Source organism: Blautia sp. DFI.3.45 (genome assembly GCF_020593505.1).
In the GTDB taxonomy this organism is placed as follows: Bacteria; Bacillota; Clostridia; order Lachnospirales; family Lachnospiraceae; genus Blautia_A; species Blautia_A wexlerae.
This window is the reverse complement of record NZ_JAJDMI010000063.1, coordinates 1-14,885: the sequence shown is the minus strand read 5'-3', so window position 1 is coordinate 14,885 and position 14,885 is coordinate 1. Positions and strand designations below refer to the sequence as shown.

Sequence of the window (14,885 nt, the reverse complement as noted above, 5' to 3'; positions counted from 1 at the left end):
GGGATAAAAGGTCGGAGGCGTAAGCCGTTACTACGACTGGGCAGTTACAAGCCCATTACCTTTAGGTGATGGGTAGTTGACACAGAAGCGGACTTCCCGGAGAAAACGGAGGAAGTCGAGCAGATTGTTAGAGTAGAACCGCAGGGCTATGTGGGAATTTATCATGCGGATGAAGAATAAAAGTATCATTCAGTTCATCCTTTGAATAACTGCGCGTCGCATTCTCGTTATTTTCCAATGAAGAGAGTCAGACGCGCAATTTTGTTTCAATCTGGAAAAAACTATACCATTCGCTTGTCTGCGAATCCGATTGCACGGGTATAAAAGCCTCAGCGTAGCTCGCTATGCCTGCGTTTTTATAATAATATAAGAACGGAAGTTTACTTAAAAACATATATATGGTATAAACATTTTATAGAAAAGGATATCTTTAACACGATTGTATGAATCTATAAAATATCGTAAAACAGGAGGCGTTTAAATGATCAGACTTCAGGATATTGCAGATATGGCGGGGGTGAGCCGGACTACGGTTTCCAATGTGATCAATGGAAATACCAAGAGAGTGTCTCAGGAAACCATAGATAAGATTACCCGCATTCTGAAAGAACAGAATTATGTTCCACATATGGGATCTGTGATGTTGTCAGGTCATGGCTCCAGAATCATCGGAGTAGTGCTTGGATTTGCCACTGCTCATGGAATGCAGTCTCTGCAGGATTCCTTTGTGGGAGAGCTGATAGGAACCATACAGACAGAAGCAGAACGGAAAGGTTATTTCGTCATGCTTATCGGTGGAGAAAAAATTGAAGATGTAGTAGACATGGCTTCCAGGTGGAATGTTGAGGGTCTGATCATTCTGGGATATGATGAGGAACGATACAGACAGCTGTCCAGAAAACTGAACAAAAAGATGATATTGATCGATGCATATCCGGAAGGGGAATACACCTTCCAGAATGTAGGAGTTGACGATTATTCCGGTGGATATCAGGTTGGAGAATACCTGTATTCCTGTGGATATCACAGGGCATTGTTTATCGCAGAGACAGATAAGGACAGTGATTCCCGCAGATGGAATGGATTCAAACAGGCTATGGAAAAGCAGGGCGGTTTCTGCAGCAAATCCCGTCTGATCGTAGTTCCGGGGGAGAAGAGACAGCGCCTTAGCAGATATGAAGAACTGCTTCCTCGTTTCCTTGAAGTAAAGGCACTGGCGTTTTCTTCGGATTACGGAGCGATTGAGGCTATGAACTATTTCTTTGACCATGGGATTAAGGTTCCGGATCAGATTTCCATAGTAGGTTATGATGACAATATTTATGCGGAGTTTGTCCGTCCCAGGCTGACTACGGTTCATCAGGATATCCACCAGAAGGGCGTGATCTCCCTGCGTCGTCTGCACCGGATGATAGAGGGAGAAACTTTAAAAGAAATGAATATCAAGAGCCCGGTGCGGCTGATAAAAAGAGAGTCTGTGAAGGAATAGCAGGCTCTCTTTTACAATTTACAGAACTTATCTGGTTGGGTTAACAGTGTAAAAACATACTGATTATTGTATGATATGCACAAAAATAGATCGTGAATTTTGTGTGAAATTTAAGTTTCCCGAGAAACCTGTTGATTTTTACAGACAGACTGCGTTATGATAAAGTCACCAAGGGAAAACAGAGGTTGCGCAGCCTTCGTAGTTAATGAAAATTAAATTATGGAGGAGAAAAAATGTATAAAAAAATAATAAGCACATTGGTAATTGGTACTTTGCTTGCCGGCACATTAACAGGATGCGGCGGTTCATCTGACGCAGGATCTTCAGCGAAAAGTTCAGGTAAAACAGAACTGGAACTTTTTTCCACAAAACCTGAGAACAAGGATACGATTCAGAAACTGGTAGACAAATATAATGAAAGCCATGACGATGTGACAGTAAAGGTTACTGCTCCGCCGGATGCAGGAACAGTATTAAAGACTAGAATGGCAAAGAATGATATGCCTGACATCGTAGCAATGGGCGGCGATAACAACTACACTGAGGTTGAGGGTGCAGGTATGCTGCTTGACCTGGGTGATCAGGATTATATCAAGGATGTACAGGAAGCCTATATTGACATGGTTTACGATGTAAATAAGGACAAAGAAGAGACAATATATGGTGTTCCATTTGCTACAAATGCTTCCGGTGTTATCTACAATACAGAGAAATTCGAAGAGCTTGGACTGGAAGTTCCGAAGACCTGGGATGAGTTTATAGATGTTCTGCAGAAAATCAAGGATGCAGGCGAGCAGCCATTACTGATGACTTACAAAGACGCATGGACAGCACTTGCACCGTGGAACTCCATAGCAGCAGACCTTGCACCGGAGAGCTTCGCGGATGACCGCAAAGCAGGCAAGACAACATTTGTGGGAACACATGAGGAGATTGCAGAGAAATATCTGACACTTCTTGATTATGCACAGGATGATTACATGGGACTTAGCTATGATGACGGAAACAAGAAATTTGCCAACGGTGACGCTGTAATGATCATCAACGGAAACTGGGCAATCAGCCAGTACCGTAATGCTAATCCGGATGTAAAAATAAACATGTTTGCACTGCCGTCTTCCAATGATGAATCCCAGAACAAGGTTACCTCAGGTGTGGATGTGCTTCTGGGCGTAAGTAAGAGCAGCTCTAATGTAGATGCAGCCAAAGATTTCGTTTCCTTTATGATGGAAAAAGAAAATATACAGACTTATATTGATGAGCAGTTCTCATTCTCCGCATTAAAGGGTGTAGAGCAGAGTGATGAAGCAGTATCAGGCGTACAGGAAGACATCAGCAATGGTAAAGTTGCTAACTTTGAAGACCACTACTATCCATCAGGACTGGATATGGCCGCACTGGTTGCTGGATTTAGTTTAAATCGTGCAAATGGAATGGATGATAAGGAAAACATCGATCAGTTCCTGAAACAGTGTGATGAGAAATATGATGTTGCGAATGTAGATTAAGTGAGGGGATGAGCCTATGAAGAAAGCAGCGAATCGTAAAAGACCTGCTGTCAACAAAATTTACTATATTTATGTTGGTATTCTTGCAGTATTATTTTTCATCTTCCATACAATTCCTTTCCTGAAAGGTGTGTTCTACAGCTTTACTGACTGGAGAGGATACGGAGAGTGGAATTTCGTAGGGCTGCGTAATTATCTGCATATGTTTGTAGATGCAGATACAGGAAATGCTTACATTTTCACCTTTAAATTTGCTGTGATCACTACGATCCTGGTTAATGTGATCAGTCTTGTGCTTGCATGCGCATTAAATGCAAAGATTAAATTCAAAAATACGATTAAAGCGTTTTATTTCCTGCCGTATATGCTGGGGAGTCTGATCGTGGGATTCATCTTTAACTATATTTTTGCAAACCTGGTTCCGGAGCTTGGAAAAGCTCTGGGAATCAAGGCTCTCAGTGTGAATATTCTGGGTACCAACAATGCGATCTGGGGAATCATTGCAGTATCTCTGTGGATCGGATGTGCATTTAATACACTGATCTATATTGCAGGACTCCAGTCTATTGATACAGATGTATATGAAGCTGCTGACCTGGACGGAGCTACAGGCTTCAAGCGTTTCAGCAAGATCACATTCCCTCTTCTGGCACCGTCCTTTACCATTAATATGGTGCTCTCTGCCAAAGGTTACCTGATGGTTTACGATCAGATCATGGCCATGACAGATGGTGGACCTGGAACAGCAACTACTTCCATTGCAGTCCTGATCTATAAGAAGGGATTCGGTGGAGGACAGTTCGCCTACCAGTCAGCCAATGCAGTTGTGCTTTTTATTGTAGTTGTGCTGATTTCTGTATTACAGCTTCGTATACTTGAGAAGAGAGAGGAGAAGTTAGGATGAAACAGGGTGTAGCGAAGGTAAAAGAACGTTACAACTGGCCTGTAACGATTCTTCTTATCATAGGAATTGTGCTGATTATTCTTTTGCCTCTGTATATGGCACTGATGATCGCAATCAAGGATCCGTCTGACATGAATAACATACTGGCATTACCCAGAAAGCTGCGTCTGCAGAACTTCGTGGATGCCTGGGTGATGACAAATTTCCCACAGAAATTTTTTAACACTGCATTTATTACAGTGATCAACCTGTTCTTTACATTGATCACAAACTCCTTTGCAGCGTATGCAATAACCAGAAACAGGAAAAAGAGTAAATTCTTTTCCATTATGTATTACTACTTTATCAGTGCCATGTTTATCCCGTTCCAGGTAATCATGCTTCCATTGGTTGTACAGGCGAATGCCTTCCATCTGGATAATATTTACGGTATTAGTTTTCTTTATATTATCTTCGGTCTGCCCATGAATACCTTCCTTTATACAGGTGCAATCAAGGCGATACCGGAAGCACTGGATGAAGCAGCAATGATCGATGGTGCCAACCCCATCCAGATTTTCAGCCGGGTCATTTTCCCGGTATTAAAACCAACTACAGCAACAGTAGCAATCCTTTCCTTTATGTGGACATGGAACGACTTCAGTATGCCACTGGTACTCTTAAGTGATGAGAGCCAGCAGACCTTACAGCTTGCACAGTATGTATTCAAGAGCCAGTTCTCTGTAGACTATAATCTGGCATTTGCCTCTTATCTGCTTGTACTGGCACCTGTACTGATCGTATATATCTTCTGCCAGAAGTGGATCATGAACGGTGTTGTTGCCGGTGCAGTAAAATAACACATCAATAAACTTGAGAAATACAAACAGGAGGCTTACGTTTATGAAGAAAACCTGGTGGAAAGAAAGTGTTGTTTATCAGATATATCCCAAAAGCTTTAAAGACAGTAATGGAGACGGAATCGGGGATATCAGAGGAATTATTGAGAAGCTTGACTATTTGAAGGAGTTAGGTGTGAATGTTCTCTGGATTTCTCCTATGCTTGAGTCTCCGCAGGATGATAATGGCTATGATATTTCTGATTACAGAAAGATCTATAAAGACTACGGAACCATGGAGGATTATGAAACTCTCCTTGCAGAGGCACACAAAAGAGGAATCAAGATTCTCATGGATCTGGTTGTAAACCATACTTCCGATGAGCATTCCTGGTTCGTCGAGAGCCGTAAATCCAAAGATAATCCTTACCGTGACTATTATATCTGGAGAAATCCGGTGAACGGTAAGGAGCCAAATAACTGGGGCGGAGTATTTGGCGGTTCAGCCTGGGAATATGACGCACAGACAGATATGTATTATCTTCATCTGTTCTCCAAGAAGCAGCCGGATCTGAACTGGGAGAACGACAAGGTTCGTCGGGAAGTTTATGATATGATGAACTTCTGGTGTGAAAAGGGAATCGACGGTTTCCGTATGGATGTTATCAGCATGATCTCCAAAGATCAGGAATTTCCTGACGGAGAGATGAATAACGGATTGTATGGTGATTTCGGTCCGTACAGTGTTCATGGTCCAAGAATCCACGAATTCCTGCATGAAATGAATCAGGAAGTTCTTTCCAAATATGATGTGATGACTGTGGGGGAAACCTCAGGAGTTACCATTGAGGAAGCACAGAAATACGCAGGTGATGACAGAGAAGAACTGAATATGGTATTCCAGTTTGAGCATGTAGAAATCGGCGGCGGTGATTATGGCAAGTGGACCACAGAACGGTATGATTTCAAAGAGTTCAAGAAAATCATGATCAAATGGCAGGAAGAACTGGCAGGAAAAGCATGGAACAGCCTTTTCCTTGGCAACCATGACCAGCCAAGAAGTGTATCCAGATTTGGAAATGACAATCCTGCTTACCGCGATATTTCAGCCAAGATGCTGGCGACCTGTCTTCATATGATGCAGGGAACCCCTTATGTTTATCAGGGTGAAGAGCTTGGAATGACTAACATCTATTTCGACAAGCTGGAGGACTACCGCGATATCGAGAGCCTTCATTATTTCACTGAGCTGACAGAGACAGGCAGACTGACACCGGAGTATATGATGAAATGCCTGATGCTCAGAAGCCGCGATAATGCCAGAACACCTATGCAGTGGGACACTTCCGCAGGTGCAGGTTTCACTACAGGGGAACCATGGATCAAGGTAAATCCAAATTACCGGCAGATCAATGCAGCAGATCAGTTAAAAGATCCGGACTCTGTTTTCCATTATTATCAGAAGCTGATTCGTCTGCGTAAAGAAATGGACATCATTGTGTACGGAGAATTTGAGGCTCTGTACCGCGACCATGATCAGATATTCGCTTACATAAGAAAGCTTGGATCAGAGAAGCTGCTCACAGTATGCAATTTCAGTGCACAGGAAGCGGAAATGGAACTTCCGGAAACATTCGCAGAAGGAGCTCAGTGCCTGATCACAAACATGGGAAGAAAAGTATTTGACAGGAAAATCATCCTGAATCCATATGAGGCGTTTGTGCTTTACAAAAAATAAAATAGTCTGAAATAAAATACCCTTTCGTATGACATGACGGAAGGGTATTTTTGCTTGTTTTATAGTGCTTATAGTTCTGGTAAGTGACGTAAACGCTGCGGTTTTCGTTTATTTTATAGACAGGTATGTATTACTCCTGTGAAGGCATATCTTCACTAAGTTTCAGCAGTGATTCCGTTTAGCAACTGTCAAAGACAGGAGTATATGCTTTCCATGTTGTTTTGTCAACCAGAGTATATTACAATTCCGGAACCACTGTAGTCCATAGATGATTTCCTATTTTCTGGAAATCCCCTTCCAGAGACATTACAGTTACTACTGCATCCTTGTCAGGAAACGCCAGACAGAACTGACCATAATTTCCATCGGATCGATAGGAACCGGCTTCCGGATTCATTACAAACTGATATCCATATCCAAAACCGGAATAAAGATTTCCCGGACTTCCTGCCACTGAATTATCCACCAGATTGGACGTTGCCATCTTCATGTACGACTCTGGCACCAGCTGTTTTCCATTATAATTTCCCTTGTGAAGAATCATCTGTCCATACCGGGTAAACTCATCAATATTCACATAAAGTCCATTAGCCGCATGCACATGCCCTTTCGGACACAAAGTCCAGTCTGGATTTCCAATTCCCAGCGGCTCAAAAAAGCGATTTCTCAAATATTCCAGAAGATTAACTCCCGCACGTTTTTCAATCGCGCAGCTGATCATATAAGTATTAAAATTGCTGTACAGCCATTCTGTTCCCGGTTTTTTTATCACTTTCGCATTCTCGAAGAAATATCGGATCCAGTCCGGAGTTGTGTAACGCTCCGGCCAGTCACAGAAAAACAGAGAGCTTTCCAAACCTGTAGTCATTGTCAGCATATTTTCCAGCGTTACATCCCCCAGATATCCTTCCGGATTCTCCGGTGCATACTCTGGAAAAATATCCACAATCTTCTCATCAAGTCGAATCAGCCCTTCATCAAGTGCGATTCCTGCCGCACAGGACACAACACCCTTGCAGGCAGACCAGGTGTTAAGGCGTGTCTTGACCGGCATTCTTTTATATTCTGCCGTTAACTGTCCTTCACGCCATATCTGCGCATACATAACATTGAGATTTTCTTTTAAAGTTTTGATAGCAAATTCATTGATCAGGTTCTGGTCTTTATTCATAAACATTAATCCTCCCACACACTTGTTTCCATCTTTACATTAGGACTTACACTTCTAAACCATCCGTAAGCCATGCATACTACAATGGCTATCAGACTGATGATTACTACCGGAAGTTTCAGGCTTCTGCAAGAATTGATAAAAATGCAGATATATGCAAACAGGCTCAAACAGCAGAGAAAATAATATTTTCCGTTAGAAATATGCATTGGTGATTTTTCCCATGCTTCTGCATGTTTTTTCGGAAGCTGGAAATAAGCATAAATCTGCAGAAATGCCACTGCTGATGCCAGAAGCATAATATTATTTACAACATCACTGATAGAAAAGTCCAGTAACACAGGTAATATTCCCATAAGATAAGTAAATGTCATCAGTTTCCAGTAAGCCCCTCTTCTGTTCTGAGCTGCCCATGATTTCGGAAGCCATCCATCTTTACAGGACTGTGCAACCGGAATACAGTTATTGGAAATTGTTGAATTAATGGATGAAGACAGTGCAAGTACCGGACCACCAATCATAAATACTGTGAAAAGTGCCGGATTTAAAATATTTTTTGCAACCAGGGTAAGCGGCTGTCCGGCTACCTGATCCAGAGGAAGCACACCACTTGCTACAATTGCAACACCGCCATATATAACCATCAGTGTCGGAATACAGTACAGAAGTGCCTTTGGAATATCTTTATGTGCCTCTTTTGCCTGTTTACCATAATTCATAATGCAGGAATATCCGTTTGTTGAATATACATACAGCATGATTGCGGAAAAGAATCCGGATGGACCATTGGAGAAAAAGTCTGGTGCTGTAAACTCAAACACCGGATTTTTCAGCTGGAGGCATCCCAGAACAATAAACAGACCAAGTGCAACAAACAGCAGGATAACCAGAATTTTCTGTACCTTCGCCATTACATCCACACCACACAGATTGATGGCAAAGAACACACTCAGGGCTGCAATTCCAAACCATTTCGCATTAATCTGCGGCCACAGGGAATTTGCATACATACCAATTGCCACACCATAAGTCGCCAGATTGATCGTCTGTGGCAAAAATCCTACTGCATACATACCGGCAACTCGTTTGCCGGCCATATCTCCTACCAGAGAATAAAATCCTCCTCCAAGTTTCAGTGTAGATGTGATCCATGGAATTGGTGCAATCATCATAAATCCCCAGATACATGCAGCTACATATGCCAGCCATGCTGACTGACCAGTCAAAAGAATTGCCGGTCCGATCAGTGTCAGAACACCCGATCCAATCGCCTGTCCTACACCGATTGTATAAAGATCAATTCGTTTCAGGTAACCTGTTTTTTCTTTTATTTCCTTTACTGTTGACGACATAAAAGCCCCCCTTTTTTATTGACTTTAATATTAATAGTGTAATTAATTCTTTTTCTGACGTCATATGAATTATTTAATGCTATATTAACATCTAGGTTTCAAGATTTCTATTGACAATATTATTAAAAATACACACTTTAATTTGTGCATTATTTACATCTTTTTTATATTAAGAAGAATTTTTTACTCCATTATATTGTAATCAAACTTTACACCTGTTATAATTTATTATACTAATCGTACAATACAGGAGGTTTTCATGAAAATAGAACAGTTGATCCGTGAAAAAGTATCTTTCCTTTCTGCCGGTCAGAAGAAAGTCGCCGAATATATATTACAACACCTTGATTCATTCAGTTATTCCACCCTTGCGAAACTCAGCAAGGAAATTTCCGTAAGCGAAACCACTATCATACGCCTTGCCTATTCCCTGGGATTTGAAAGTTTTTCTGAAATGCAGCGTACTGTACAGAATGATATTCTTTCCGTTCCTACGGTTATAAAAGACGATTCACTGCTGGATAGCGGAAATTTTTATCAAAACATCATTGCCAATGAACTCCATTCCATGGAAAGCTGGGCATCTCATCTGAATCAGGAAGATATGGATCAGATTGTTACCCATCTGAGCAATGCCAAAAAACGCCTCATTGTTGGTGCACGCTCTTCCTACAGTGCCGCTCTCTGGATGGGAACTCTGTTGAATCAGCTTCTTGGAAATACCAAGGTGGTTCACGAATTTTACGATTCCAATTTCGAATATCTCACAGAAGCATCCGAGGATACAGTTGTTCTTCTGATCTCTTTTGCCCGTTATACCAAATGGTCTCTGAAATATGCACAGATTGCCAAAAATCATGGTGCAAAGATACTCGCCATCACAGACAGCATTTCATCACCGGCATGGGCGCTGGCAGACCACGCTATCATTACAGAGATCAATCTCAATGAAATGGGATTTAACTCCTTCTCATGCCTCTATTGTCTGTTTGACAGTATTGTTGCAAAAATCCGCAAAACCAGGTGCAAATCCATCAGTACACGACTTCATGACCTGGAAGAACTTTATTCAGACTTTGATCTTTTTTACGAATAATAATTTCAGGGGGGGATTATCATGCAGGAAATTTTAGATATTTTTCTTGAGAAATCAAAGCAACATCATTCCAATATCATCTACGCACAGATATATAAAAATGATCTTCTAAAAGAAGAATTCAGACTTTTTCCGGTCAAAACCCGTTTAAATATATGGTCTATCAGCAAGCCTTTTGTTGCAATGGCCGCAGGTATCGCAGAACGTGAAGGACTGATCACTCTTGATGAATACATTTATCCCTGGTTTGAAAAATATTTCCCTTCCGACCCTTCTGAAAATCTGTACAAGATAAAGATCCGTGATCTTCTTACCATGTCATCCGGTCAGAAAGATCCGCTCTTTTTCTGCGATGGACCAGAACGGTACATAGAAAAGGACTGGGTGAGATATTTCTTTCAGAATGATTCTTTTCCCTATACACCCGGTACTCATTTTGTGTACAGCAATTTTTGTTCCTATATTTTATCTGTTCTTCTGGAAGAGAAATCCGGAACGGGTCTGCTGAATTATCTGCGATATCGTTTCTTTGAACCGGTTGGCATTCCGAATCCTGACTGGACCCTCTGCCCTCAGGGACATTGTATGGCAGCTAACGGACTGTATCTGACGATTGATGAATTGGCTCGTTTTGGACATCTGCTTCTGCATGAGGGTTCCCTGAACGGAAAACAGATCGTCCCAAAAAAATTCGTGATTGATGCCTGTCAGAAACATATCGATTCTTACAATCCACTGACGGAGCATCCGGATTACCAGAGCTATGGTTATGGGTATTTCATATATATGGGACCTATGGAAGATACACTGATCCTGTCCGGCAATTACGGCCAATACTGCGTCATTGACAAAAAACGTCAGATGGTATCCTGTGTCATGTCCCTAGATGGCAATGACCACAAAAAAATCCGTGATGACCTGGTGGATTCTCTTGCAGAATATTACGGTGTAAAAATTTCACATATATAAAAAAATGCCGCTCCCGCGGCCACATCATATGATATTCGCAATCCGCTAACGCTACTTGCTCATAAAAAAATGCCGCTCCCGCGGCATTTTTTTATATCACTAACCAATCCTCAACCATAGCTGTATTATGCAGCAGTACTGCTTCATTTCCCTTCGTTACAAAAATCCTCTGCACAAACACATCCACAACTTCGCCTTCCCGGACGGGTTCTTCGTCAAGGCTTCTTCTGGCGCTGAGTGTGGTGTTTCCTACACGGACTTTCAGTTTCAGGCTGCTGCCGCGGAATGCGACTCGTTCTACGATGCCCTCTGTTGCGGAGCTTTTATATTTCTGCTCCTCGTTCTTCTTTGTCACTTTTACAAACTCCGGACGGACAATGGCTTTTTCGCCTCCTGGAACTTCCTCGAAGTGATTGAACACCTGGTAATCATCGATCACAGAAATCTGCCCGAAAAATCCCGCCGTAAACGCAGTATCCGGATTCTGATAAACCTCCAGTGGAGTTCCCTTCTGCTCGATCCGTCCACGGTTGGTAATAATAATTTCATCCGCCACCTCAATAGCCTCATCCTGGTCATGGGTAACAAAAATACTGGTGATCCCCAGTTTCTCAATCATATCCTTCAGCTAGCTTCGAAGCTCCGTACGGATCTTTGCATCGATCGCCGCAAAAGGCTCATCCAGAAGGAGAAGCTGCGGATTCGGAGCCAGAGCCCGGGCAAAAGCAACTCGCTGTCTCTGACCACCGGACAGCTGACTCGGATATCTTTTCTCCAGTCCCTTTAGCCCGATCAGCTCTACCAGTTCCATAACCCTCTGCTTAATATACTTCTTGTCCGCCTTCTGCATCTTCAGGCCAAATGCAATATTATCATACACCGTCATATACCGGAAAAGAGCATAATTCTGGAACACAAATCCAATGCCTCGCTCGCTGGCAGGCACATCATTGACCACTCTTCCGTCGATGATGATCTCCCCGCTGTCTGGCTGCTCCAGACCGGCGATCATACGGAGAATCGTAGTTTTTCCGCTTCCGCTGGGCCCCAGAAGACCGATCAGCTTCCCCTTTTCGATACCAAAGCTTACGTTATCAGATGCCTTGTAATCCCCATATGTTTTATTGATATTTTTTAACTCAACGTACATCGCCTTTTTCCGAGTTAGGCGAGAAAATGATCGTCAATGCCGGTGGTGACATCTAATGAGAACATCCCAAGATAACGGAAAGTGGTGTTGAATCACCACTCCTACCACATCTAATGGACGCCACTGAAAAACTATTTTTATACACATTATATAGTAGATTAAAACAAATAAAAACACTTTATATTGTACTGCTTTATGCAAAATAAAGACTTTTTCAGTGGCGTCCTAATGAGAACATTCCAAGATAAAAACCAGAAAATGTCACCCTGTTTTAAGGAGGGTAATCCTGTTTTAATAAGGTGAGTTGGATGATATGGAAGAAATAGAATTTACAACACCCGATGAAAAAAATCAAATGAAGTATTTGCGTTAATAATATACGATATTGTGGATAATAAACGGAGAAGTCAACTGGTCAAATATCTTCAGGGATATGGTTTTAGAGTACAGAAATCATGTTTTGAAGTAATATTGAATAAATCAGTGTTCAAAAAATTGAAGATGGAGATTGCCCAATATGCTACAGATGAGGACAGTATCCGAATATATCAGCTTCATGGTATTGGACAAGTGACATGTTATGGTAATAATTTTCTGGTTGTGCCACGAGATATCATTATAGTATAATGCTTTGTATAAGATATTATATCGTAAGAAGTGATTATTGAAAAAACAAGCTATTAATATAGCCGTACTGCTTTGTGATTATGATATAAACAATGTTAAGTTGATAGCGGGAGGAGTTAGAGAATAATTAAAGAAAAAATCAACAGATTAATTGATGCATGCAAAGATGATTCTGATATGCTGGATATTATCCAGGCAGATGTGCTGGCTTTGGGAGAATATACACAGGCAGTATATTCAATGGAATTTTCCAGTGCAATTATCCGGGAAAAATACGAGGGTGAGAAAGTCAGAGATGCTCTGGAGAAAAATGATCAGGACAGACATAATGCTCATGAACGTGCCATTATGGGAGTGAAACGTTTGAATCGTTTTGCGGAAATGAAGGGACTTGAACCGATTTTTGACGGAGATGTGAGTAACAGGTATGAGGTTGCTGATTTCTGCTGTGAAACGGTAAAAGAATATTTTGATAACAGAACTTTATAATAGGCTGTAGCCTATATGATATGTAAAAAAATCCCCAGAACATAAGCTCTGGGGATTTTTTATTTATCTGCCCCATAATATCTGTCATCGCCGAAGCCAAGGATCAGCATGAAGATTGGCGGTAAGAAAATAAGGCCAATGGCGAATCCTGTGCCCCTGCCGAAGGCTCTTGCAAGCTTAACACTGTACATAATGCTGATTATGGCAAGTATGATTTTGATCAGTACGATGATCATGGAGATCATTAAACTGTCGTTTGTTTCAAGAGTTCCCTGTAAGCAGGAAGATACGATTCCAAGAACCAATGTCAGCCAGAAATATGCAGGTTGCCATGCGATTTTATAAGAAATATAATCGCCATATATTGGAATAATACTTTTCCATCCGGCCTCCCCTGCTTTGGTAAAGATTCTCCAGTTGGCAATAATCTGCAGAAGCCACCATGCGAATGCAATCATCAGATACATACCACCTAAGAATACCATGCTGCTGATAGCTATAAGTCCCATTTGTGTTCCCCCATTTCTTTCTGTGAGATATGATACATGTATCGTTGGTGTAGAAGCATAGTTGAGAACTATGTTTGTTCTCCTGAAGTATTTATGCTAAATCCATTAAAGCATATTCTCAGTAGTTCGTCAATTATCAAAGAAGATTGTACATAAGCGAGGTGAAAACTATGGCAGCAATACTTATGAACTACAAAATACCGGGATATTATATATTTTTCATTTGTCTGGCAGTGATTTCCTGTTTTTCTAATCCTGGAATGGTTGTATTAGCGGGCTGTAGGGTTGATAATATTGATCAGGCAGAGTAAAATTTTATCAATGAAGTGAGTCTCCTGCTTTAATATTACAAATATTCGTCTGACTTATGAAAAGTGCCTGATAAGATGAAAATCTTCTCAGGGATGGGTTGTGAGAACAGAGAAAAAAGAATGGTTTCGGAAAAAATAATGACAAGTTAAACAAAAGCCGTAAAGTGGGAATTTCCAGCTTTGCGGCTTTTGTGGTATCATGAATTGAAAGACATCTCAACAACTTTTCCATTGGTTACCTTAATGCGCAGACCTAATCCATTCATGCTTCTCATGGTAGACATGAAAGCGGATTTTGAGCAATAATCGTTGGGAGCTTCACCTCCGGAAAAATAGTATTTGGTCTTGGAAGTAAGTTTAAATGTATGTTTTCCGTATTTTATATATGCTTTTTTGTTTTGGCTGTTTAATATTCCGTTTTTGGAAGTATTAAATGACGCATACATTGTCAGAGTGTTCCCCTTACATATAGCCTTTCTTGTGCCTGACATATAGTATTTTGTGCCATTGGTTGTTATTGTTCCGCCTTTTTTTCCATTTATGCAGGTATCATAGTAGGTTGTACCTGACTTTCCGGTAGCTGCCTGCACATTTGAGAATCCCATGTAGCCGGTAACGAGGCAGATGGCAAGTATCAGTGTTAACATTTTCTGGAACTTCTTTGTCCATGTTTTCATATTGAAAACCTCCTTTCGTTTTCTGGATTTATTATAATAGCCTGGAAAAGCAAAGTCAATAGAGGAGCGTAATGGAA

At 41.3% G+C, this 14,885-nt stretch carries 13 protein-coding genes and 1 pseudogene; 9 read left to right on the top strand and 5 right to left on the bottom strand.

Translation table 11 applies throughout. The features are described from left to right. The first annotated feature begins 481 nt into the window (after positions 1–481). The 5 genes from LJE09_RS15545 (at position 482) to LJE09_RS15525 (ending at position 6,457) form a co-directional block, all read left to right on the top strand. A complete protein-coding gene (locus LJE09_RS15545) occupies positions 482–1,489 on the top strand; it encodes a LacI family DNA-binding transcriptional regulator (protein WP_055154113.1) in 1,008 nt (335 codons plus the stop codon). 233 nt (positions 1,490–1,722) lie between these two features. Further along, positions 1,723–2,997, top strand: a complete 1,275-nt coding sequence (locus LJE09_RS15540) for an ABC transporter substrate-binding protein (RefSeq protein ID WP_177968989.1) — start codon at positions 1,723–1,725, stop codon at positions 2,995–2,997. Positions 2,998–3,013: 16 nt separating this feature from the next. Next, positions 3,014–3,901 carry a carbohydrate ABC transporter permease gene (locus LJE09_RS15535; protein WP_026649841.1) on the top strand — a complete coding sequence of 296 codons (888 nt, stop codon included), beginning with the start codon at positions 3,014–3,016 and terminating at the stop codon, positions 3,899–3,901. Then, positions 3,898–4,740, top strand: a complete 843-nt coding sequence (locus tag LJE09_RS15530) for a carbohydrate ABC transporter permease (RefSeq protein ID WP_177968990.1) — start codon at positions 3,898–3,900, stop codon at positions 4,738–4,740. The genes LJE09_RS15535 and LJE09_RS15530 overlap by 4 nt, the downstream gene beginning before the upstream one ends. A 43-nt stretch (positions 4,741–4,783) precedes the next feature. After that, positions 4,784–6,457 carry a glycoside hydrolase family 13 protein gene (locus LJE09_RS15525; RefSeq protein WP_177968991.1) on the top strand — a complete coding sequence of 558 codons (1,674 nt, stop codon included), beginning with the start codon at positions 4,784–4,786 and terminating at the stop codon, positions 6,455–6,457. Between the two features lie 238 nt (positions 6,458–6,695). On the opposite strand, the gene LJE09_RS15520 is transcribed toward LJE09_RS15525, so the two are convergent. Next, positions 6,696–7,628, bottom strand: a complete 933-nt coding sequence (locus LJE09_RS15520; RefSeq protein WP_165858209.1) for a serine hydrolase domain-containing protein — start codon at positions 7,626–7,628, stop codon at positions 6,696–6,698. A gap of 5 nt (positions 7,629–7,633) precedes the next feature. Then, on the bottom strand, positions 7,634–8,980 hold the full coding sequence (locus LJE09_RS15515; protein ID WP_177968265.1) for an APC family permease: 1,347 nt from the start codon (positions 8,978–8,980) through the stop codon (positions 7,634–7,636). 259 nt (positions 8,981–9,239) lie between these two features. On the opposite strand from LJE09_RS15515, the gene LJE09_RS15510 reads away from it, so the two are divergent. Both LJE09_RS15510 and LJE09_RS15505 read left to right on the top strand, forming a co-directional pair. Next, complete coding sequence (locus LJE09_RS15510; protein WP_021653083.1) at positions 9,240–10,076, top strand: MurR/RpiR family transcriptional regulator; 837 nt, start codon at positions 9,240–9,242, stop codon at positions 10,074–10,076. A gap of 21 nt (positions 10,077–10,097) precedes the next feature. Next, a complete protein-coding gene (locus LJE09_RS15505) occupies positions 10,098–11,045 on the top strand; it encodes a serine hydrolase domain-containing protein (RefSeq protein ID WP_119241394.1) in 948 nt (315 codons plus the stop codon). A gap of 91 nt (positions 11,046–11,136) precedes the next feature. Here the strand turns inward: LJE09_RS15505 and LJE09_RS18910 are convergent. Continuing rightward, positions 11,137–12,195: pseudogene (locus tag LJE09_RS18910) on the bottom strand (ABC transporter ATP-binding protein). Positions 12,196–12,567: 372 nt separating this feature from the next. On the opposite strand from LJE09_RS18910, the gene cas2 reads away from it, so the two are divergent. After that, on the top strand, positions 12,568–12,822 hold the full coding sequence (cas2, locus tag LJE09_RS19225) for a CRISPR-associated endonuclease Cas2 (RefSeq protein WP_120062035.1): 255 nt from the start codon (positions 12,568–12,570) through the stop codon (positions 12,820–12,822). Positions 12,823–12,945: 123 nt separating this feature from the next. Next, positions 12,946–13,311: a DUF3232 domain-containing protein gene (locus tag LJE09_RS15490; RefSeq protein ID WP_319792453.1), complete on the top strand. Its 366-nt coding sequence runs from the start codon at positions 12,946–12,948 to the stop codon at positions 13,309–13,311. 59 nt (positions 13,312–13,370) lie between these two features. Here LJE09_RS15490 and LJE09_RS15485 read toward each other — a convergent pair whose 3' ends face one another. Both LJE09_RS15485 and LJE09_RS15480 read right to left on the bottom strand, forming a co-directional pair. Next, on the bottom strand, positions 13,371–13,820 hold the full coding sequence (locus LJE09_RS15485) for a DUF5684 domain-containing protein (RefSeq protein ID WP_055059015.1): 450 nt from the start codon (positions 13,818–13,820) through the stop codon (positions 13,371–13,373). Positions 13,821–14,328: 508 nt separating this feature from the next. After that, the gene (locus LJE09_RS15480; RefSeq protein WP_022380038.1) at positions 14,329–14,808 is read right to left on the bottom strand and encodes a hypothetical protein; all 480 of its coding nucleotides are present in this window, start codon (positions 14,806–14,808) and stop codon (positions 14,329–14,331) included. Between the last annotated feature and the right edge of the window lie 77 nt (positions 14,809–14,885).